This window comes from Actinomadura sp. J1-007 (assembly GCF_009793335.1).
In the GTDB taxonomy this organism is placed as follows: Bacteria; Actinomycetota; Actinomycetes; order Streptosporangiales; family Streptosporangiaceae; genus Spirillospora; species Spirillospora yumaensis.
On record NZ_WING01000001.1, the window covers coordinates 5,740,569 to 5,758,628 of the forward strand.

17 protein-coding genes, 1 tRNA gene and 2 pseudogenes are annotated in these 18,060 nt (G+C 72.9%); 9 read left to right on the forward strand and 11 right to left on the reverse strand.

Annotated features, from left to right (window positions below):
* Nucleotides 1-55: 55 nt before the first annotated feature.
* From GEV43_RS26115 to GEV43_RS26130, 4 genes are all read right to left on the reverse strand, one after another.
* Nucleotides 56-775: a hypothetical protein gene (locus GEV43_RS26115; RefSeq protein ID WP_160822969.1), complete on the reverse strand. Its 720-nt coding sequence runs from the start codon at nt 773-775 to the stop codon at nt 56-58.
* A 273-nt stretch (nt 776-1,048) separates the two neighbouring features.
* Nucleotides 1,049-2,185 carry an FKBP-type peptidyl-prolyl cis-trans isomerase gene (locus tag GEV43_RS26120; protein ID WP_160822970.1) on the reverse strand — a complete coding sequence of 379 codons (1,137 nt, stop codon included), beginning with the start codon at nt 2,183-2,185 and terminating at the stop codon, nt 1,049-1,051.
* A 228-nt stretch (nt 2,186-2,413) separates the two neighbouring features.
* A complete protein-coding gene (locus GEV43_RS26125) occupies nt 2,414-2,833 on the reverse strand; it encodes a DUF2867 domain-containing protein (RefSeq protein ID WP_160822971.1) in 420 nt (139 codons plus the stop codon).
* A 142-nt stretch (nt 2,834-2,975) separates the two neighbouring features.
* A tRNA-Arg gene (locus GEV43_RS26130) sits at nt 2,976-3,049 on the reverse strand.
* 237 nt (nt 3,050-3,286) lie between these two features.
* Between GEV43_RS26130 and GEV43_RS26135 the strand changes: the two genes are divergently transcribed.
* The 6 genes and pseudogenes from GEV43_RS26135 to GEV43_RS26155 all read left to right on the forward strand — a co-directional run bounded on the left by GEV43_RS26135 (nt 3,287) and on the right by GEV43_RS26155 (nt 9,392).
* Complete coding sequence (locus GEV43_RS26135; RefSeq protein WP_309239842.1) at nt 3,287-4,072, forward strand: phosphotransferase; 786 nt, start codon at nt 3,287-3,289, stop codon at nt 4,070-4,072.
* A gap of 47 nt (nt 4,073-4,119) precedes the next feature.
* Nucleotides 4,120-4,914, forward strand: a pseudogene (locus GEV43_RS26140) (cobalamin biosynthesis protein); the annotation flags it as partial.
* Complete coding sequence (locus GEV43_RS51075) at nt 4,863-5,093, forward strand: hypothetical protein (RefSeq protein ID WP_241683042.1); 231 nt, start codon at nt 4,863-4,865, stop codon at nt 5,091-5,093. The pseudogene GEV43_RS26140 and the gene GEV43_RS51075, both read left to right, overlap by 52 nt.
* Nucleotides 5,090-6,594 (forward strand): annotated as a pseudogene (locus GEV43_RS26145) (cobyric acid synthase). Before GEV43_RS51075 ends, GEV43_RS26145 begins: the two are co-directional and overlap by 4 nt.
* A 55-nt stretch (nt 6,595-6,649) precedes the next feature.
* The gene (locus GEV43_RS26150) at nt 6,650-7,336 is read left to right on the forward strand and encodes a TetR/AcrR family transcriptional regulator (protein WP_160822973.1); all 687 of its coding nucleotides are present in this window, start codon (nt 6,650-6,652) and stop codon (nt 7,334-7,336) included.
* Nucleotides 7,337-7,400: 64 nt separating this feature from the next.
* Complete coding sequence (locus GEV43_RS26155; RefSeq protein ID WP_160822974.1) at nt 7,401-9,392, forward strand: hypothetical protein; 1,992 nt, start codon at nt 7,401-7,403, stop codon at nt 9,390-9,392.
* Between the two features lie 57 nt (nt 9,393-9,449).
* Here the strand turns inward: GEV43_RS26155 and GEV43_RS26160 are convergent, their stop codons facing one another.
* Genes GEV43_RS26160 through GEV43_RS26170 form a run of 3 tightly spaced genes read right to left on the reverse strand, consistent with a single transcriptional unit; the run spans nt 9,450 to nt 10,668 of the window.
* Nucleotides 9,450-9,674: a DUF397 domain-containing protein gene (locus tag GEV43_RS26160; RefSeq protein WP_175250136.1), complete on the reverse strand. Its 225-nt coding sequence runs from the start codon at nt 9,672-9,674 to the stop codon at nt 9,450-9,452.
* Nucleotides 9,671-9,862, reverse strand: a complete 192-nt coding sequence (locus GEV43_RS26165) for a DUF397 domain-containing protein (protein WP_160822975.1) — start codon at nt 9,860-9,862, stop codon at nt 9,671-9,673. Before GEV43_RS26165 ends, GEV43_RS26160 begins: the two co-directional genes overlap by 4 nt.
* Nucleotides 9,859-10,668 (reverse strand): helix-turn-helix transcriptional regulator, encoded by an 810-nt coding sequence (locus tag GEV43_RS26170; RefSeq protein WP_160822976.1) that lies wholly within the window; start codon nt 10,666-10,668, stop codon nt 9,859-9,861. Before GEV43_RS26170 ends, GEV43_RS26165 begins: the two co-directional genes overlap by 4 nt.
* 155 nt (nt 10,669-10,823) lie before the next feature.
* Here GEV43_RS26170 and GEV43_RS26175 point away from each other — a divergent pair, with 155 nt between their 5' ends.
* The gene (locus GEV43_RS26175; RefSeq protein WP_160822977.1) at nt 10,824-11,255 is read left to right on the forward strand and encodes an ATP-binding protein; all 432 of its coding nucleotides are present in this window, start codon (nt 10,824-10,826) and stop codon (nt 11,253-11,255) included.
* Here GEV43_RS26175 and GEV43_RS26180 read toward each other — a convergent pair.
* Genes GEV43_RS26180 through GEV43_RS26195 form a run of 4 tightly spaced genes read right to left on the reverse strand, consistent with a single transcriptional unit; the run spans nt 11,248 to nt 15,140 of the window.
* On the reverse strand, nt 11,248-12,219 hold the full coding sequence (locus tag GEV43_RS26180; protein ID WP_160822978.1) for a glycine betaine ABC transporter substrate-binding protein: 972 nt from the start codon (nt 12,217-12,219) through the stop codon (nt 11,248-11,250). The two genes, GEV43_RS26175 and GEV43_RS26180, sit on opposite strands and share 8 nt — an antisense overlap.
* Nucleotides 12,219-13,061, reverse strand: coding sequence for an ABC transporter permease (locus GEV43_RS26185; RefSeq protein WP_309239843.1), 843 nt, complete (start codon nt 13,059-13,061; stop codon nt 12,219-12,221). The genes GEV43_RS26180 and GEV43_RS26185 overlap by 1 nt, the downstream gene beginning before the upstream one ends.
* The gene (locus GEV43_RS26190) at nt 13,058-14,500 is read right to left on the reverse strand and encodes a betaine/proline/choline family ABC transporter ATP-binding protein (RefSeq protein ID WP_309239844.1); all 1,443 of its coding nucleotides are present in this window, start codon (nt 14,498-14,500) and stop codon (nt 13,058-13,060) included. The genes GEV43_RS26185 and GEV43_RS26190 overlap by 4 nt, the downstream gene beginning before the upstream one ends.
* Nucleotides 14,493-15,140 carry an ABC transporter permease gene (locus GEV43_RS26195; protein ID WP_160822979.1) on the reverse strand — a complete coding sequence of 216 codons (648 nt, stop codon included), beginning with the start codon at nt 15,138-15,140 and terminating at the stop codon, nt 14,493-14,495. Before GEV43_RS26195 ends, GEV43_RS26190 begins: the two co-directional genes overlap by 8 nt.
* Nucleotides 15,141-15,353: 213 nt before the next feature.
* On the opposite strand from GEV43_RS26195, the gene GEV43_RS51080 reads away from it, so the two are divergent.
* Together GEV43_RS51080 and GEV43_RS26210 are read left to right on the forward strand one after the other, a co-directional pair.
* A complete protein-coding gene (locus GEV43_RS51080) occupies nt 15,354-16,184 on the forward strand; it encodes a DUF1444 domain-containing protein (RefSeq protein WP_309239845.1) in 831 nt (276 codons plus the stop codon).
* A 130-nt stretch (nt 16,185-16,314) separates the two neighbouring features.
* Nucleotides 16,315-18,006, forward strand: coding sequence for an AMP-binding protein (locus GEV43_RS26210; protein WP_160822980.1), 1,692 nt, complete (start codon nt 16,315-16,317; stop codon nt 18,004-18,006).
* Nucleotides 18,007-18,060: the final 54 nt, after the last annotated feature.

The window sequence follows — 18,060 nt, forward strand, 5'->3', positions numbered from 1 at the left end:
CCGATCTCCTGGGTCTCGATGGACGCCTGGGCCGCGCGCTTCTCTGCCGCGCCGTTCAGGGCGCCGGTCGCCGGGGGAACGGTTTCGGGGGAGCCGGTGGCCTCGGGACCTCTTCCGGACGGGTCTGCTCGGCGGACCCGCTTTCCGGGGGAATCGTCTCCGCACGAGTCGCCGTGGAAGCGTCCACTTCTGCGGGAGTAGCCACGACTTCCGCAGAAGTCGCCGCGGGAGCATCGCCTTCAGAAGGACTCGCGTCGGAAGAGTCGGCTTCGGTCGAAATCGTTTCGGCGGGAGTCTCCGCGGGAGCGTCAGGTCGGGGCGGGATCTCTTCGGCGCGAGTGGTCTCGGAAAGGCTGGATTGCGCCGGAATCGCTTCTGCCCGGGTCGCCGTGGAAGCGCTGGTTTCTACCGCGTCCTCGTCGTTGACGTCCTCGTCGGACACCGCGTCCTGTGAAGGCGCCTCTTCGGGGAGGCTCTCGCTCTCGGCGGCGTCCTCGGCGCCGTCCTTGGCGGCGTCCTCGCGGTCGGCCGTGAGCGTCGCGGTGGCGGATCTGGCGGACTCCGCCTCCGGCGCGGACGCGGAAACGCCCTCGGCGCCGCTGGAGACGGCGTCGCCGTCGAGCTCGTTCCCCGCCTCGGATCCGGTCGCGGGGGCGTCCTCCCCGCTCCCGGGCCCGGCGGCCGGTCCGCCGCCCGAGACCGGGGCCTCGCCCGGATTCGTGTCACCGGGCCCGGCGGGACTGCCGCCCCCCGGGCTCTTCTCGCTACTGCTCACAAGCCCCCCGTGATGTTTTCGTTACCGACGATACCTGAGGGGGATGGGGCGTTCGGCCGTTCATTGCACACTCCCATGGCCTCCCTTGAGAAGGACGAACGGCCGCGCCGCCCGGTTGTCGTGACGACCGTCGCAATGGCGTTCCTGTGCACTCCCGGCCGCCGCGCGCGTTCCGTCCCCCTCGGCTTCTCCGTCCGCCGGAACGGCGAGCGGCGGGTCGCCCGAAACCGGGCTCCCCGCCGCGCCGTACCCGCGGACGTCGTCAGATTCCGGTCATTTGACGAGCGTGCCGAGGATGTCGACCACGAAGACGAGCGTGTCGTCGCCCTTGATGCCGGCCTGCGGCGCGCCCTTCTTCCCGTAGCCCTCGCTCGGCGGCAGGACGAGCATCACGCGGCTGCCGACCTTCTGGCCCGTCAGGCCCTTGTCGAAGCCGGGGACGGTGCCGCCCGTGCCGATCGGGAACTTGGCCGGGACGCCCTGCTGGTAGCTGGAGTCGAAGACCTTGCCGTTGCGCCAGAGCTGGCCCTGGTAGTTGACGATCGCCTGGTCGCCCTTGGCGAGCGGCTTGCCGGTGCCCTCGGTGAGGACCTTGGTCTGGAGCTTGTCCGGGGCGTCGGCCTTGGGAACGGTGACCTTCGGCGCCTCGCCGGGCTTGCCGTTCTCGACCTTCGGCAGCTCCTTGTCGTCGAGCTTCTTCTCGGTGCCCTGCGGCCCGGCGTTCTTGTGGGCGGCGCCCTGGACGTCCACCACGAACACCAGCGAGTCGCTCGGCGAGACCCCGAGCTGCTGGCCCTCCTGCCCGAAGCCCTGGCCCGGCGGGATCTCCAGGACCACCCGGCTGCCCACGGTCTGCCCGACCAGGCCCTTGTCGAGCCCCTTGACGCCGCTCTTGCCGAGGACGAGCGGCTTGTCGGCCGCCTGCTGCTGCTTCGGGTCGAACGACGAGCCGATCTGCTTGCTCGTGCTGCCCTTGGCGTCGTCGCCGGTCTTCTTGGCCCACTGGTAGAAGGCGTACTTGACGAACGTGGTGTCGCCGGCCGCGATCTTCTCCCCGGAGCCCTTGATCGCCGTAGAGACCTTGAGCTTCTTGCCCGGCTCCAGGTCCTTGGGGATCTTCACCTTGGGCGCCTGGCCGAACGTGCCCGACACCTCGACCTTCGGCCCCGGCCGCGTCACGTAGTAGGTGGTGCCGCCCGCGATGACCAGCACGACCACCACCAGACCCGCGATCATCCAGCGCCGCCGCTTGCGCGCCTGCGCCGCGGTCAGCCCGGACGGCCGCGGCCCTCCGCTCCCGCGCCCGGCGCTGATGCCGTGGGGCGTGAACTCCGGGCTCCGGATGCTCTTGGCGTTGGGAAGGTTGGCCTTCACCGCCGGCTTGCCCCGGGGCTTGTCATCCTCGGACATGGTTCCTCACTCGCTCCGGGCTCGACGACATCACGAAAGTGACCACCCTTCCAGCGCCGATCTAAGAACAGCGTGAAATCCGTGCAAAGGAGGCCGACCCGCAATCTACCGGTCCCTCCTGCGGTCGCCAGGGTGCGCGGCGACGGGGAAGCCGCCAGGATACTGCCCCGCCCCGCCCGCGTCCCCCACCTCACCGTCCCGTCCCGCCCCTCTCAGCAACCGGCGCGGTCAGGGACGCCCGCGCCCCGCGGCCCGCTTCAGCAGGTACGGCACCATCAGCCGGTGGATCGGCGCGACGACCGCCCACAGCGCGCGGCCCGGCCTCCGCCGGTAGGACACCGACGTGGTCCAGCGCGCCGTCCCGCCGTCGAGGCGCAGGGTGAGGCGCGCGGTCATCAGCGCCGATTCGAGTCGCAGCCGGACGGCGCCGTCCTCGCGCCCGGTGATCGCCCAGCCCAGCACGTGATCGGGCGACGGGCGCGGCCCCAGCCGCAGGCCGAGGACCGCCCGCCATCCCACCAGCAGGAAGGCCCGCACGGGCGCGGGCGCCTCCTCGAACACGTCCCGCGTCCACGCCTCGGCCGACCGCCCGTCCCCGGGCCTGACCGGCACGCTGAACGCGTCGCCGTAGTCGCCGTCCTCCGCCACCACGCACCTCCCGGGCCGCGACCGATCACCGCTCCCGTTCTACCGCCGCCTTCCCGGCGCGCGTGATCGGGGGGCACAGGGCGGCACATGTCGGGCGTGGATCGTGGGCCGCCGGCGCATGCTCGCGCGGGGAAGGGGAGAGCGCGCCCGGCAGGATTCGAACCCGCGACCGTCGGTTTAGAAGACCGATGCTCTGTCCAACTGAGCTACGGGCGCCCCTGACACCGGACCCGCCTTCGCGGAATGCCCCCAGGTCGAGACCGGTATCCGGCACCCGGCCGGGTGCCGGATCATAGTGTAGAGCGGGCCGCCCCCAGGCTCCACATCTATACCTCGTAGGCCGTTGCCGGTCATCCTGGTGGTTTTCGGACAACTCCGAGGAAGCCGCCAGTTCGGGTGGCGTGGTTCGGTGTGGGCGGTGCCCGGAGCGTCATATCTTGTATGGCTGTGGCGGTGAACATTGAGGTTCCGCTCTCCGGCGGGGATGTCACGGAGGGCGTCGTGCGGGTGGGGGACACGGTCCGCAGGCCGTTCCGCCCGCACACTCCGGCGGTGCACGGGCTGCTCCGCCATCTCGAACGGGTCGGGTTCGACGGCGCGCCGCGCGTGCTCGGCGTGGACGAGCGGGGCCGGGAGATCCTGAGCTGGATGCCGGGGAACGTCCCGCACCGGCCGCTTCCCCGGTACGCGGTGACGGACGAGGCGTTGCGGGGCGTGGCGGCGCTGCTGCGCGGCTACCACGACGCGGTCGGCTCGTACGAGCCCCCGCCGGACGCCCCCTGGGACTCCGCCGCGTCCAACCTGGACGGCCCGCCGGAGCTGATCGGGCACTGCGACGTGACGCCGGACAACGTGGTGTTCAGCGGCGGCAAGCCCTACGCGCTGATCGACTTCGATCTCGCGCGGCCCACGACGCGGCTGTACGACGTGGTGACGACGCTGCGGCACTGGGCGCCGATCGCCGACCCGGTCGACCGCGACGCGCTGCTGTACGGGGCGGACGTGGGGAAGCGGATCCGGGTGTTCTGCGACGCGTACGGCCTGGATCGTGACAGCAGGCGCGACCTGCTGCCCGCCGCGCGGCTGAGGTTCGAGCGGTCGTACCAGGCGATGCGGCTGCGCGCCGAGCAGGTCGGCGGCGGCTGGGCCCGGATCTGGCACGGCGGCGCGGGGCCGCGCATCCGCCGCGCGCAGGACTGGCTCGAACGCAACTGGGACGAGCTCGAAGCCGCCCTCTGACGCCCCGCCCCGGCGTGCGCGGGACGGGCCCGTACGCCATATCGTCTATGACCGTGACAAAGGGGCAGAGCAGGGCGATCGGCCTGCTTGCGGGGGTCGCGCTCGACGCCGCGTTCGGCGATCCGCGGCGCGGGCACCCGGTGGCGGCGTTCGGGCGTACGGCCGCGTACCTGGAGCGGAAGGTCCACGCCGACTCCCGGGCGCGGGGCGCGGCGTACACGGCGGTGCTCGTCGGCGGCGCGGGCGCGCTCGGCCTCGCCGCCGAACGGCTCGCGGCGCGGAGCCCGTGGGCGCGCGCGGCCTGCACGGCGGCGGCGACCTGGGCGGTCCTCGGCGGGACGTCGCTCGGGCGCGAGGGCCGTTCGATGGCGCGGCACCTGGAGTGCGGCGACGTGGAGGCGGGACGGGCGCGGCTGGCGCACCTGTGCGCCCGCGACCCCGCCGGGCTGGGCGCGCCGGAGCTGGCCCGCGCGACCGTGGAGTCGGTCGCCGAGAACACCTCCGACGCCGCGATCGCCCCGCTGTTCTGGGGCGCGGTCGCGGGCGTCCCCGGTCTGCTCGCCTACCGGGCGATCAACACGCTGGACGCGATGGTCGGCTACCGCAGCCCCCGCTACGCGAACTTCGGGTGGGCGTCCGCCCGCCTCGACGACGCCGCCAACTGGCTGCCCGCGCGGCTGACCGGCGTCCTCACGGTCGCGTGCGCGCCGTTCGCCGGAGGACGGCCGCGCGAGGCGTGGCGGATGCTCGTCCGGGACGGCGGGGCGCACCCCAGCCCCAACGCGGGACGTTGCGAGGCGCCGTTCGCGGGGGCCCTGGGCGTACGGCTCGGGGCGCCAACGCCTACCACGGGCAGGTCGAGCGGCGGCCGGAGATGGGGGACGGGCGCGCGCCCGGAGTCGGCGACGTGCGGCGCGCGGTACGGCTGTCCGGGGCGGTCACGTCGGCGGCGGCCGTCGTGTGCGCGGCGCTGGCGTGGTGGACGCGGCGGACGCCGCCGCGGCGGGAAGGGGCGGGATGAGCGGGGCTCTGCTGGTCGCGGGAACGACGTCCGACGCGGGCAAGAGCGTCCTGACGGCCGGGATCTGCCGGTGGCTGGCGCGGCAGGGGTGAGCGTCGCGCCGTTCAAGGCGCAGAACATGTCGCTCAACTCCATGGTCACGGCGGACGGCGCGGAGATCGGCCGCGCGCAGTACATGCAGGCCCAGGCGGCGCGCGTCGAGCCGCGCGCGGCGATGAACCCCGTCCTGCTGAAGCCGGGCAGCGACCGCCGCAGCCAGGTCGTCGTGCTGGGACGGCCGGTCGCCGAGGTGGACGCCACCCAGTACGGCGCGCACAAGGAGCGGCTGCGCGCGGTCGTCGCGGACTGCCTCGCCGAGCTGCGCGCCGCCCACGACGTGGTGGTCTGCGAGGGCGCCGGGTCGCCCGCGGAGATCAACCTGCGCGCCGGCGACATCGTCAACATGGGCCTCGCCCGCGCCGCGGACCTGCCGGTGATCGTGGTCGGCGACATCGACCGGGGCGGGGTGTTCGCCTCGCTGTACGGGACGGTCGCGCTGCTCGAACCCGCCGACCAGGCGCTGATCGCGGGGTTCGTCGTCAACAAGTTCCGGGGCGCGGCCGAGCTGCTCGCGCCGGGCCTGGACCAGCTGGAGGCGCTCACGGGACGTCCGACGCTGGGCGTCCTGCCGTGGACGCTCGGCCTCTACCTCGACTCGGAGGACACGCTCGCGCTGGACGCGCGGCCCCGCGAGGACGCGCGCGGCCCGTACGGGCGGGAGACGCTGCGGATCGCGGTGGTGCGGTTCCCGCGGATCTCCAACTTCACCGACCTGGACGCGCTGGCCTGCGAGCCCGGCGTCGCCGTCCGGTACGCGGCGAGCCCCGGCGACCTCGCCGACGCCGACCTCGTCGTCCTGCCGGGTACGCGCGCGACGGTGCACGACCTCGCCTGGCTGCGCCGCACCGGCCTCGCGGACGAGATCGCGCGGCGCGCCGCCGACGGGCGCCCGGTGCTCGGCGTCTGCGGCGGCCACCAGATGCTGGCCCGCGAGATCCACGACGACGTCGAGTCGGGGGCCGGACGGGTCGAGGGGCTCGGGCTGCTCCCGGCGCGCGTCCGCTTCGACGCGGCGAAGACCCTGGCGCGGCCGGAGGGGAGCGCGTACGGCGAGCCCGTCACCGCGTACGAGATCCACCACGGCGTCGTGGACGTCGAGGGCGGCGAGCCGTTCCTCGACGGCTGCCGCGTCGGCGCGGTGTACGGGACGACCTGGCACGGCGCGATGGAGAACGACGCGTTCCGGCGGGCGTTCCTCGCCGACGTGGCGCGCAGGGCCGGGCGCGACTTCACGCCCGCGCCGGACGTGTCGTTCGCCGCGCTGCGGGAGGCCACGCTCGACCGGCTCGGCGACCTCGTGGCCGATCACCTCGACACCGGCGCGCTGTGGCGGCTCATCGAGAAGGGCGCGCCGTCCGGGCTGCCCGTCGTCCCGCCCGGCGGCGCCCCGCCGATCGCCTGACCGGGCCGCCGCCGGCCGTCTTGGAGCGGCGTTCCAGCCATGCCAGGATGAGCCCATGGCGACCAAGGGGCAGCGGGGCGAACGGCGCGCGGGCGCGCTCTCCAAGGAGCGGATCGTCGAGGCCGCGATCGAGATCCTCGACGCCGAGGGCGGAGGCGCCCTGACCTTCCGCGCTCTGACCGCCCGCTTGGAGACGGGCAGCGGGGCGATCTACTGGCACGTCGCCAACAAGGACGAGCTGCTCGCGGCGGCCACCGGAGAGATCATCGACCGGGCCATGGCCGAGGCGGTCGGCGGCGCGGAGCCGCGCGAGGCCATCCGCACCATCGCCCTCGGGATCTTCGACGCGATCGACGCCCACCCCTGGGTCGGCGCCCAGCTCCCCCGGGAACCGTGGCAGGCCGCGATGATGCGGATCTTCGAGGGCATCGGCGGACGGCTCCAGGCGCTCGGCGTCCCCGAGCGCGCGCGGTTCGACTGCGCGTCCGCCCTGGTGAACTACATCCTCGGCGTCGCCGGGCAGAACGCCGCGAACGCCCGCGTCTTCGCGGGCGAGGTGGACCGGACGGCCTACCTCACGGCCATCGCCGAGCGGTGGGCGCAGCACGACCCCGCGCAGTTCCCGTTCGTACGCCAGGTGGCCGCGCAGTTGGGCGAGCACGACGACCGCGAGCAGTTCCTCGCCGGGATCGACCTCATCCTGGCCGGCATCGCGGCCGTCTCCCGGCCTGATGACAAGTAAGTGCTCGCTGGTTAAGATCACCCTGCTCTTCTGAACTTCCTTCATCTTTCGCGGGGTGGCGCCGGTGAGACGCTCGTTCGGTGTGCCGGTGGCCCTCGCGGCGCTGGCGTTCGGCTCGTTCGCCCAGGCCGCGCCCGCCTCGGCCGCGGATCCGCTGCGCACGGCCGCCGCGCAGGCCGCCGACGGCTGCGACCCGATCGTCCCGACGGCGTGCCTCGTGCCGTTCCCGAACGACTGGTACACGGTCAAGGACCGCGCGACCGACACCGGACGCCGCGTCGCGCTCAAACCGGGCGCGATGCCCCGCAACCTCCTCGGCAAGGGCATCGACCCGACGGAGCTCAACCGCAACGACGGGTTCTCGCCCGCCTCGCCGATCCTCGTGCGGGTGCCCGGCATCGACCCCGCCGCGACCGGTCTCGCGCCGAGCACCGACATCGGGCGTTCCCTCCGGGCGGACGCGCCGGTCGCCGTCATCGACGCCCGCACCGGCGCGCGGCAGCCGTACTGGGCCGAACTCGACGCGCAGGACCCGCAGCGCCGCACGCTCCTCGTCCACCCGGCCAAGCGGCTGGACGAGGGCCGCCGCTACCTCGTCGCCCTGCGCGGCGCCCGTGCCGCTTCCGGTGCCGCGATCCCGGCGACACCCGCGTTCACCGCGCTGAGCAGCCCGAACCCGCCCGCCGACCCGCGCCTCAAACCGCGCTGGAAGGCCCTGCGGACCACCCTGAACGACCTGCGCCGCTTCGGCATCGGCTCCTCCGGCCTCAACCTGGCCTGGGACTTCACCACCTCGTCCACCCGGAGCCTCACCGGACGCGCGCTCGCGATGCGCGACGCCTCGTTCCAACGGCTCGGCGCCAAGGCCCCCAAGGTCATCGTCACCTCGGTCAAGGACGACCCGAAGGACGAGCGCATCGGCCGCCGCGTCAAGGGCCTCATCGAGGTGCCGAGCTTCCTCAACCCCACCGGCACCGCGCTCACCTACGCCAAGCCCAAGCCCGGCCCGTACGACCCGCCCGTCGCCCCCGCCTGGCGGACGTACCACGCGCCGTTCCAGTGCAACATCCCCCGGACCGCGCTCGACGGCCGTACGCCCGCCCGTCCCCTCCTCTACGGGCACGGCCTCTTCGGCGACTACACCGTCATCGACTCCGACGCGTCCACGTCCCTCTCGTCCGAGCACGGCTTCATGCTCTGCGCGACGAACTGGATGGGCATCTCCGGGCCCGACATGCCGTACCTCGCGCTGCTCGCTGACCTGTCCAACTTCCGGACGATCCCGGACCGCATGCAGCAGTCGTACCTCAACACCCTCTTCCTCGGCCGCTGGATGATCCACCCCAAGGGCGCCGCGGCCCAGGAAGCCTTCCACGGTGCCATCGACCCCAAGGCCAAGCTGGCCTATTCGGGCGTCAGCCACGGAGGCATCCAGGGCGCCGCGCTGACCGCCCTCGCGCAGGACTTCACCACCTCGGTCCTGAGCGTGCCGGGCATGTCGTTCTCGACCCTGCTGAACCGCAGCTCCGCGTTCCAGTCCGTCCAGAAGATCATCGACATCCCGTACCCGGACAAGGCCGACCAGCAGCTCGGCTTCGCGCTGCTCCAGTCCCTGTGGGACCGCGGCGAGGCCAGCGGCTACGTCGGCCACCTCGCGGCGAACCCCCTGCCCCGCACGCCGGCGCACCGCGTCCTCCTGCACGAGGCGTTCGGCGACGACGCGGTCTCCAACGTGACGACGGAACTGGAAGCCCGCACACTCGGCATCCCCGCCAAGCTCCCCGCCCTCCGCCCAGGCCGCAGCAACGACACGGTCCCGTTCTGGGGAATCCGCGCGATCCCGTCGTTCCCGTACACCGGCTCGGCGCTGGTCATGTGGGACAGCGGCAGCCCGGCCCCGCCCCCCGGCAACGTCCCCCCGACCCCGGACCCGAGCCCCCACGACAGCACCACCCGCAGCCCCCTGGCCCGCACCCAAACAGCCCACTACCTCAAGTTCGGCGGCCAACTCCTAGACGTCTGCAACAGAGCCCCCTGCGTCATCCCACCCAACTAACCCCCGACACGCCGAAGCCCCGGCCACATAGGCCGGGGCTCGGACCGTTCTCCGTACTCAGAAAGCCGACCCGCCTTGCTTAATGCGGGCCAGGAGTTCGGCGAACGTTTCCGGCGCGAGCACCAGGTGCCCGGCCCCAGGCGCCTTGCTGTCTCGAATGCCGACCAAGCCCGTGCTGAGGTCGGCCAGCTCAACACATTCGCCGCTGGTGCCGCCGGTCGACCGGCTGCTCTTACGCCAAGTGGGGGACGTCACTGCATTCGCTCCATCGTCCGAGGTCAAGGCTTGGCTCCATCCTGCTTGAGGCGGGCCAGGAGTTCGGCGAACGTTTCCGGCGCGAGCACCAGGTGCCCGGCCCCAGGAGCCTTGCTGTCTCGGACGCCGATGTTGGGGGGGAGCTTGGCGGCTTCCACGCAGTCGGAATCCTGCGCACCATGGCTGTAGCTCGACTTCCGCCACTGGGCACTCATGTCAACGACTCCTGTGCTCGTCTCAAGAGGTCTCGCGAGGCTTCACGGGAAAGCGCGTCCGCACCGATGAGATCGAACCGTTCGGCCATTCGCGCCACCTCTCCGGGGTCCGCCGTCAGTCTCCCACCGGCGGCCGCCTCCGTGTACGCGAGCCTTTCCCGGCCGACCGTCAGCACCTTGAACGAACCGCGCAGTCCCAGGTGGTAGCCGGTGGACCGGGGGACGATCCTGAGGACGACCCTGGAAAGCAGCGAGAACTCGATCAGGCGGCCGAGTTGCACCCTCATGACCTCCGGCCCGCCGACCACCCGCTCGATCACCTCCTGCTCCAGCAGCACCCACAGGCGCGGTGGATCCGGCCGGGTCAGCGCGTCCTGGCGTCGCATCCGGACCCGTACGGCCCGCTCCACATCACTCTCGCCGCCCAGCGTGAAAACGGTCCTGGCGTAGTCCTCCGTCTGAAGCAGGCCGGGCACGATGGAACATTCGTAGCTTTCGATGACGTCGGCCTTGGCCTCCAACTCGACGTGGGCCTTGAACCAGTCGGGCTCGTGTGCGGACCTGGCATAGAACAGCAGCATGGAGACCAGCTCGCCCGTTCCGTAGAGCTCGTCGAGGCTCTCGGCCTGCTTCTCGTCAGGGCGCCGCAGCCCCGACTCCCAGTGGGAGACGGTTTGCCTGGCAGCGTTCACCGCCCTCCCCACACGAGCGCAGGAGTAGCCGTGCCTCGTACGGAGAAAGTGCAGGTAGACCGCTAGAAAGTCGCGCATGGACGATCGGGGGTCGAGTGTCTCTCTGCGGAGCATTGATCACTCTCTGTTAGGGATCATGTCTCCAGTGTCTACGGAGTCACGCTGAAGCTAACCCCGGCCGGTCACTCTTGTCCCAGGAACAGGGAGCAGAGACAGGACGGTGAGCGGGCGTGGCGGCGAGGTGCGTGGGGGTGGGCGGGGTCTGCGTCATGGACTGGCGGACGGTGCCCGGGGACGGGACGCCGGGGACCGTGCGGGCGTTGCTGGAGCGGCGGCTTGCGCGGCGGGAGCTTTCGCTCTTACTGCGGGAGCGGGGTGATGACCTGTGTCTCGTGGCGAGCGAATTGCTGTCGAACGCGTGTGCGGAGACGCCGGGCAGGGAGATACGTGTTCGGGTGACGTGTGGGGACGGGGTGCTCTGGGTCGGGGTGTGGGACGCCTCCGACGTGGTTCCGGACGAGCCCGCGCCGGTGGTGGAGTTGGACTTTGCGGCGTTGGACGAGTTGCCCGAGGAGCTGGCCGTCAGCGGGCGTGGGCTTGGGATCGTTCGCGCATTGGCGGACGAGTGGGGAATCGCTCGTACTTCCCCGAGAGGGAAGTGGGTGTGGGCCGTGTTCCTTTATGCGGGAGCGGTCATTTGATGAAGCCTTGGGATTTGAGCCAGTCGCGGGCTACGAAGACGGGGTCGTTGCCGTCGACGTCGACCTTGCTGTTGAGGTCGCGCATGACCTGGGTGGTGAGTTTGGGGCTGATCTTGGCGAAGACCTCGGTCAGCTCCGGGTGCTCGCGGAGGACGGGCTCGCGGACGGTGATCGCCGGGTTGTAGTTGGGGAAGAACTTCTTGTCGTCGGCGAGCACCTTGAGGTCGAGCGCCTGGATGCGGCCGTCGGTCTCGGTGACCTCGCCGAACGTGCAGCGGCCCGCGGAGGCCGCGTTGTAGATGACGCCCGAGGCCATCTGCATGACGTTGCGGGAAGGGACGGTCGAGCCGTACTTCAGGCCGTACTTGTCGAGCATTCCGCGCAGGCCGTCGTTGCGGGAGAAGAACTCCGGCTCGGCGCAGAACGTCCTTTGGGGGACGGGGACCTTGCTCATGTCCGAGAGCTTCGCCAGGCCGTACTTCTTCTGGTTGGCCGGGCTGACGGCGATCGTGTACGTGTTGTTGAGCGGGGCGGGAGGGGCGAGCCAGGCGATGCGGTTCTTCTGGAGGTCCGCTTTCCGGACCGCTTCGAACTGCTCGGCCGGGTCGGGGATCGGGTCGGTCTCGCCGAGGTAGGTGATCCAGCCCGTTCCGGTGTACTCCCACATCAGGTCGTTGTCGCCGCCGGTGATCGACTTGCGGGCGGTGACGCTGCCCTGCACGTTGGTGTGGTCGACGGCGTTCGCGCCCGCGGCGGTCAGCGCCAGCACGGCGATCTTGCCCAGCACGATCTGCTCGGTGAACTCCTTGGACGTCACCTTGATCTTCGCGTCCTTGAGCCCGTCGATCGGCTTGATCGTGCCCGGCTCGATCGACGGGATGAACGCCGACGCGGGCTTCAGGCCGCAGGCGGCGAGCAGCGCCGCGCAGGCGGCGAGGGCGAGGGGGAGCGGGGTTCGGCGCATCACAGGCCCTTCGGCGCGAGGTAGCGGGCCGCCATGCCGCCGACCCAGTCGACCAGGAGGGCGAGCAGCGCGATCAGGATGCAGCCGGTGAGCAGCACCGGCGTGCGCTGCGTGCTGACGCCCGTCGTGACGAGGTCGCCGAGCCCGCCGCCGCTGATGAACGAGGCGATGCTCGCCGTGCCGACCATCAGGACGAGCGTGGTGCGGATCCCGGCGAGGATGACCGGCGTCGCCAGCGGCAGCTCGACCCGGGTGAGCACGCGGGTCGCCGACATGCCGATGCCCCGGCCCGCGTCGGTCAGGGTCGGGTCGACCTGCTGGAGGCCGACCATCGTGTTGCGCAGCGCGGGCAGCACCCCGTACGCGACGAGCGCGACGATCGCCGTCCAGAAGCCGATGCCGAAGATGACCGCGAGCAGCACGACGACGCCGATCGCGGGCGCCGACTGCCCGATGTTGGCGACCGCGAGGACGAACGGCGTGGCCGGGCGGGCGAACGAGCGGCTGAGCAGGACGCCGAGCGGGATCGCGATCACCAGGACGATCAGCGTCGCGACCACGGTCAGCTCGACGTGCTCCCAGGTCTTGCGGGTGACGTAGTCGAGCGTCAGGACGCGGGCGGCGATGCTGTCGAGGTGGGTGTTCCTGACGTACACCATCCACCCGGCGCCGATGGCGACGATGAGGACCGGTTCGAGCAGCGCGCGCCACGAGCGCGCGGTCGGCGCGTGCAGCGAGCCGCGCGCGGCGACCGCCGAACGCGTCGTCAGATCGGAGCCGTCCGGCGTCGCGGCGGCGCCCTCAGGGGCGGCGGCGGACGGCTCGCGCGGCGGGGCGCTCACGGCGCCGCCGTCCTGTCCTGGCGGCGGCGCGCCTTCGCCTGCTCCTTCATCTCCTTGATCGCGTTCTGGAGGGTCGCGAGCGTGACCGTTCCCCGGTAGACGCCGCGCGGGCCGACGACCGGCACCCACTCGTGCTCGATCTGGATCAGCGCTTCGAGGGCCTGCTGGAGGGTGTTGCGGGCGCGGATCGGGGTCGCGGCCGGCTCGCCGCGCTCGCCGATCGGGCCCGTGACCCCTTCGAGGTCGGCGGCGGTGATCCAGCGGACGGGTCGGCTGCGCCCGTCCAGGACGATGGCGAACGAGTCGTCCGCCGTGCCGATCCGCTCCCGGACGGCGGCCGCGTCGTCCTCCGGGCGCGCCTGCGGCACCTGCTGCAACGGCACGTCGGCGACGCGGCTGAACTTCAGCAGCTTCATCGCCTGCGCGCCGCCGAGGAACTGCTCGACGTACTCGTCGGCCGGGTTGAGCAGAATCTCCTGCGGCGTCGCGTACTGCACGATCCGCGAGCCCTTGTCGAGGATCGCGATGCGGTCGCCGAGCTTCAGCGCCTCGTCCACGTCGTGGGTGACGAACACGATCGTCTTGCCGAGCTCCTCCTGGAGCTGGAGCAGCTCGTCCTGGAGGCGCTCGCGGGTGATCGGGTCGAGCGCGCCGAACGGCTCGTCCATCAGCATCGCGGGCGGGTCGGCGCCGAGCGCGCGCGCCACCCCGACGCGCTGCTGCTGCCCGCCCGACAGCTCGCGCGGATAGCGGTCGCGGAACTGCTCGGGCGGCAGGTCGACCAGGCGCAGCAGCTCATCGACGCGCTCGGCGATGCGCTTTTTGTCCCAGCCGAGCATCTGGGGGACGAGCCCGACATTCGTGCCGACCGTCATGTGCGGGAACAGCCCCGCGTTCTGGATGACGTAGCCGATGTGGCGGCGCAGCTCGTTCGGGTCGAGGCCCATCGCCTCCCGGCCGGCCACGATGATCCGGCCGGACGTCGGCTCGATCAGCCGGTTGATGAGCCGCATGGTGGTCGTCTTGCCGCTGCCGGACGGGCCGAGCAGCACGACGATCTCGCCGCCGGGGATGGTCAGCGACACGTCGTCCACGGCGGGCGTGCGCTGGCCGGGGAACCGCTTGGTCACGTTGATCAGCTCGATGCCGGCGCGGTCGCGGCCCCCCTCCCCGCCCGGCGGGCCGCCGGACGCGTCCGGCCGGTCGGACGGTCCGGGCGGCTCGGAGGCCCCGGACGGCGCGGCGCGTTCGGAGGACGAGCCGGACGCCGAGAACGCGCCGGGCTCCTGCGCGGCGGACGCGAGGGCCGCCTCGGACGGCCCGGCGGGCTCGGACGGCCCGGCGGGGCCGGGGGTCTCGGACGGCCCGGAGGCGGCGGCGCCGCCGGCGCGGGGTTCGCCGTCGCCGCCGGCGGATGGGTCGGGCAGGGTGTCAGGCACGGATGCCTCGCGGTGTGGTCAGGCGGCCGATCAGCATCAGACAGCCGTCGAAGATCAGGGCAAGGATGACGATGCCGAGCGTTCCGGCGAGGGTCATGTTGATCGAGTTGGCGCCGCCGAGCCTGGCGAGGCCGGAGAAGATCTGCTCGCCGAGGCCGGGCCCGGAGACGTACGCGGCGATCGCGCCGATCCCCATCGCGAGCTGCGTCGCGACGCGGACGCCGGTGAGGATCACCGGCCAGGCGAGCGGCAGCTCGACCCGCAGCAGGATGCGGCCGCGGTTCATCCCGATGCCGCGCGCGGCGTCCACCAGGGTGCGGTCGACGCCCGCCAGCCCGACGATCGTGTTGCGGACGATCGGCAGCAGCGAGTAGAGCGTGAGCGCGACGACGCTGGGCGCCACGCCGAGGCCGAGCGGCGTGATGAGCAGGCCGAGCAGCGCGAGCGACGGGACGGTGAAGACGACCCCCGCGGTGCTGGTGGCGAACTTCGACAGGGTCTCGCTCCGGTAGACCGCGAGGCCGATCAGCACGCCGATCAGCAGCGCCGCGACGACGCACTGGAAGACCATGCTGGCGTGCTGCCACGTCTCGAAGGTCAGCAGCTCACGACGGCTGCTCAGGTACTCCCAGAAGTTCACATGGCCCGCCCTTCCGCACGCTCAACGAAGATCACTACCCAGGCCCCCTCGGGCGGACACGTCGCTTCCGCGAAGCGCCCGCCCGCCGTCGTTTCCACGCAGTGTCCCACTCCTCGGGCGGGCACTCGCCGGGGCGGCGGGTTTCCGCGCCTCCGCGCGGCCCCCCGGTAGTGTGATCCACTCCGGACCCACAGGCATCAGGAGGAACGCCCAGTGACCGAGCCGCCGACCGAGCCGCGGTCCAGCCTCGTCGTCCCGCTGATGAAGGCCCGGGTGCCCGCCGAGGTGCAGCTCGAGTTCCCGCTGCCGCCGGACGAGGAGCCGATCCGCGAGCCGTTCGCGGGGGACCTCTACGTCACCTACGCGCTGGAGCTGCCCGACGAGGCGGCGGCGCCCGGACGCCGCTACGAGCACGTCGCGCGGCGGCACTGCGCCGAGCTGGGCGTCGCGCCCGGGGAGCTGCGGCGGCAGGCGACGGTCAACCTCCGCAACCGGCGGCCGGATCTGGCCCTGAGCTGGTACCCGGACGTGCGCGCGGTGACGGTGTCGCTCGGCGAGGCCGTCCCGGCGGGCGCCCGGCGCGCCCTGCCCGGCGGCCTCGCGGGCGGACCGGGCGGACCCGGCGCGCCGGGCGGACCCGGCGCGCCGGGCGGGCCGGGGGAGGCGGGTCCCGGCGGCGTGCCGGGGGCGGCCTCCGGCGCGCTCGGCGGGCGCGTGCCGGGCGGCGCGGAGAAGACGGCGGCCGCGGCGCGGCGCGGCGGGCTCGAAGCCGGGCTGCTGCTGGACGACGGGTTCCTGGAGAAGCTCGCGCAGGACGTCGAGGGCGACCTGGTCGTGGCGACGCCCGCGCGGGACGTGTTCGTCGCGTCCGGGACGGGCCATCCCGACGGGATCGACAAGCTGCGCTGGGCCGTCGCGCAGGTGTGGTCCGAGGACCGGGGCGACGCGGACGCCGACCCGGCGTGGGACGTGCCCGCCGGGAGCCTGCTCACGCACCGCCTGCTGGTGCGCCGCGAGGGTGGCTGGGAGGTGCTGGCGGCCTGACCGGGCGGCCACCTCCGTACGTATGACCTAATTGCGGCTTCTGTTAGACCGAAATAGTGCGAACACGCCGTGTCGGTACGCCTACACGGCGTAGCCTCCGCTTGTCCCCCCAGGCAGGAGGAGTTCCGCTATGGAAGGCAATCTCGTGGCCGACCTGGCCCGTCGCGCCGATACCTACGGGTGGCGGGACCGGCCGCTGTACCACTCCGGCGACTCCACCCTCACCCACGGCCAGATCCACGACGCGGGCGCCCGCGCGGCGGGCGTGCTGCGCTCCGCGGGGGTGCGGGAGGGCCACCGCGTCCTCATCGCCCTCCCCGACTCGGCCGCGTTCGTCGCCGCCCTGCTCGGCACGCTGCGGCTCGGCGCCGTCGCGGTGCTGACCGGGCCCGAGCAGTCCGAGGACGAGCACGCCTACGTCCTCGGGGACGCCGCGCCGCAGGCGGTCGTGTGCGCGGAGCGGCTCGTCCGCCGGTTCCCCTCCGTGCACGTCCTCACCGGCGACGACCTCGGCGACGAGCCCGTCCGCGTGCCCGAGCCCGTCGCGGTCGCGCCCGGCGCCCCGGCCTACGTGCAATACACGTCCGGGACGACGGGCAAGCCGAAGGGCGTCGTCCATAGGCATACCGATCCGGAGACCTACGTCCGCGCGATGGCGGTCGGCGCCCTCGGGATGACGGCCTCGGACGTCACGTTCTCGCTGTCGAAGGCGTGCTATCCGTACGGGCTCGGCGCGACCGTGTTCTTCCCGATGACGTGCGGCGGCTCGGCGGTGCTGTGGCCGGACGCGCCGACCGTGGAGGGCGCGGTCGAGCAGGCGAGGCGGCACCGGCCGACGCTGCTGTTCACCGTCCCGACGTGGTACGCGCGGCTGGTCAGCGCGGCCGACCCGCGGGCGGTCCGCGACGCGTTCGGCTCGCTGCGCGCCGCGGCCTCGGCGGGCGAGCCGCTGCTGCCGTCGCTCGCGGCGCGGATCGAGGAGTCGCTCGGCTGCCCGGTGCTGGACGGCCTCGGCAGCACCGAGGTCGGCCACACGTTCGTCTCCAACACCGTGACCAGGCGGCGGGCGGGCACGCTCGGCGTCGTGCTCGCGCCGTACGAGATCGAGGTCCGGGCCGAGTCGCCGTCCACCCTCTACGGCGCCGCCGGGTCCGGCGGGGGCGCGCGGGCCGGCACGGGCGAGCGCGGCGCGCTGTACGTACGGGGCCCGTCGGTGATGACCGAGTACTTCGGCATGCCCGAGCGGACGGCCGAGGCCCTCGACGCGGACGGCTGGCTGCGCACCGGCGACCTCGTGCACCTGGACGCCGACGGGTTCGTCCACCACCACGGCCGGATCCTCGACCAGGTGACGGTGTCGGGCGAGCGGGTGCTGCCGCTGGAGGTCGAGCGGATCCTCGGCCGCCACCCCGGCGTGGTGGAGGTCGCCGTCGTCGCCGACGCGGGCGGCGGCGGGACGCTGTCGGCGTACGTGGTGATCGAGGAGGGGCTCCAGGCCACCCGCGGGCTGGAGCGCGAGCTGCTCGGCCTCGCCCGCGACCGGCTGCCCGAGCACAAGGTGCCGCGCTCGGTGACGTTCATGACCGAGCTGCCCCGCACCTCCACCGGCAAGATCCGCCGGGGCCTGCTCAGCCGCAGCGCGGACGGCTCGTTCCCCTGCCCCGCGCCGCCGCCGCGCGCCCGCCCGGACGGCCCCGCCCCGCCCTGCCCCGAGGGGGCGGCGGAGGGCTCGGGCGCCGGGTCGTCCGCCTCGGGCGCCGGGTCGGCCGCGGTGGAACGGCAGCCCTGCCGGCCAGGCGAGGGGCGGCCGGGGCCGGGGTGAGAGGCCGCCCGGATCGGGGGAAGGCCGCCGGGACGGGTGGGCCGGAGGGGACGA

What these genes read in the sequence shown, in the direction of transcription:
- GEV43_RS26180 (WP_160822978.1), bottom strand. Translation starts at nt 12,219, where the DNA reads ATGCGCCGAACCCCGCTCCCCCTCGCCCTCGCCGCCTGCGCGGCGCTG.
- GEV43_RS26170 (WP_160822976.1), bottom strand. Translation starts at nt 10,668, where the DNA reads ATGCTCCGCAGAGAGACACTCGACCCCCGATCGTCCATGCGCGACTTT.
- GEV43_RS26210 (WP_160822980.1), top strand. Translation starts at nt 16,315, where the DNA reads ATGGAAGGCAATCTCGTGGCCGACCTGGCCCGTCGCGCCGATACCTAC.
- GEV43_RS26175 (WP_160822977.1), top strand. Translation starts at nt 10,824, where the DNA reads ATGGACTGGCGGACGGTGCCCGGGGACGGGACGCCGGGGACCGTGCGG.
- GEV43_RS26150 (WP_160822973.1), top strand. Translation starts at nt 6,650, where the DNA reads ATGGCGACCAAGGGGCAGCGGGGCGAACGGCGCGCGGGCGCGCTCTCC.
- GEV43_RS26165 (WP_160822975.1), bottom strand. Translation starts at nt 9,862, where the DNA reads ATGAGTGCCCAGTGGCGGAAGTCGAGCTACAGCCATGGTGCGCAGGAT.
- GEV43_RS26120 (WP_160822970.1), bottom strand. Translation starts at nt 2,185, where the DNA reads ATGTCCGAGGATGACAAGCCCCGGGGCAAGCCGGCGGTGAAGGCCAAC.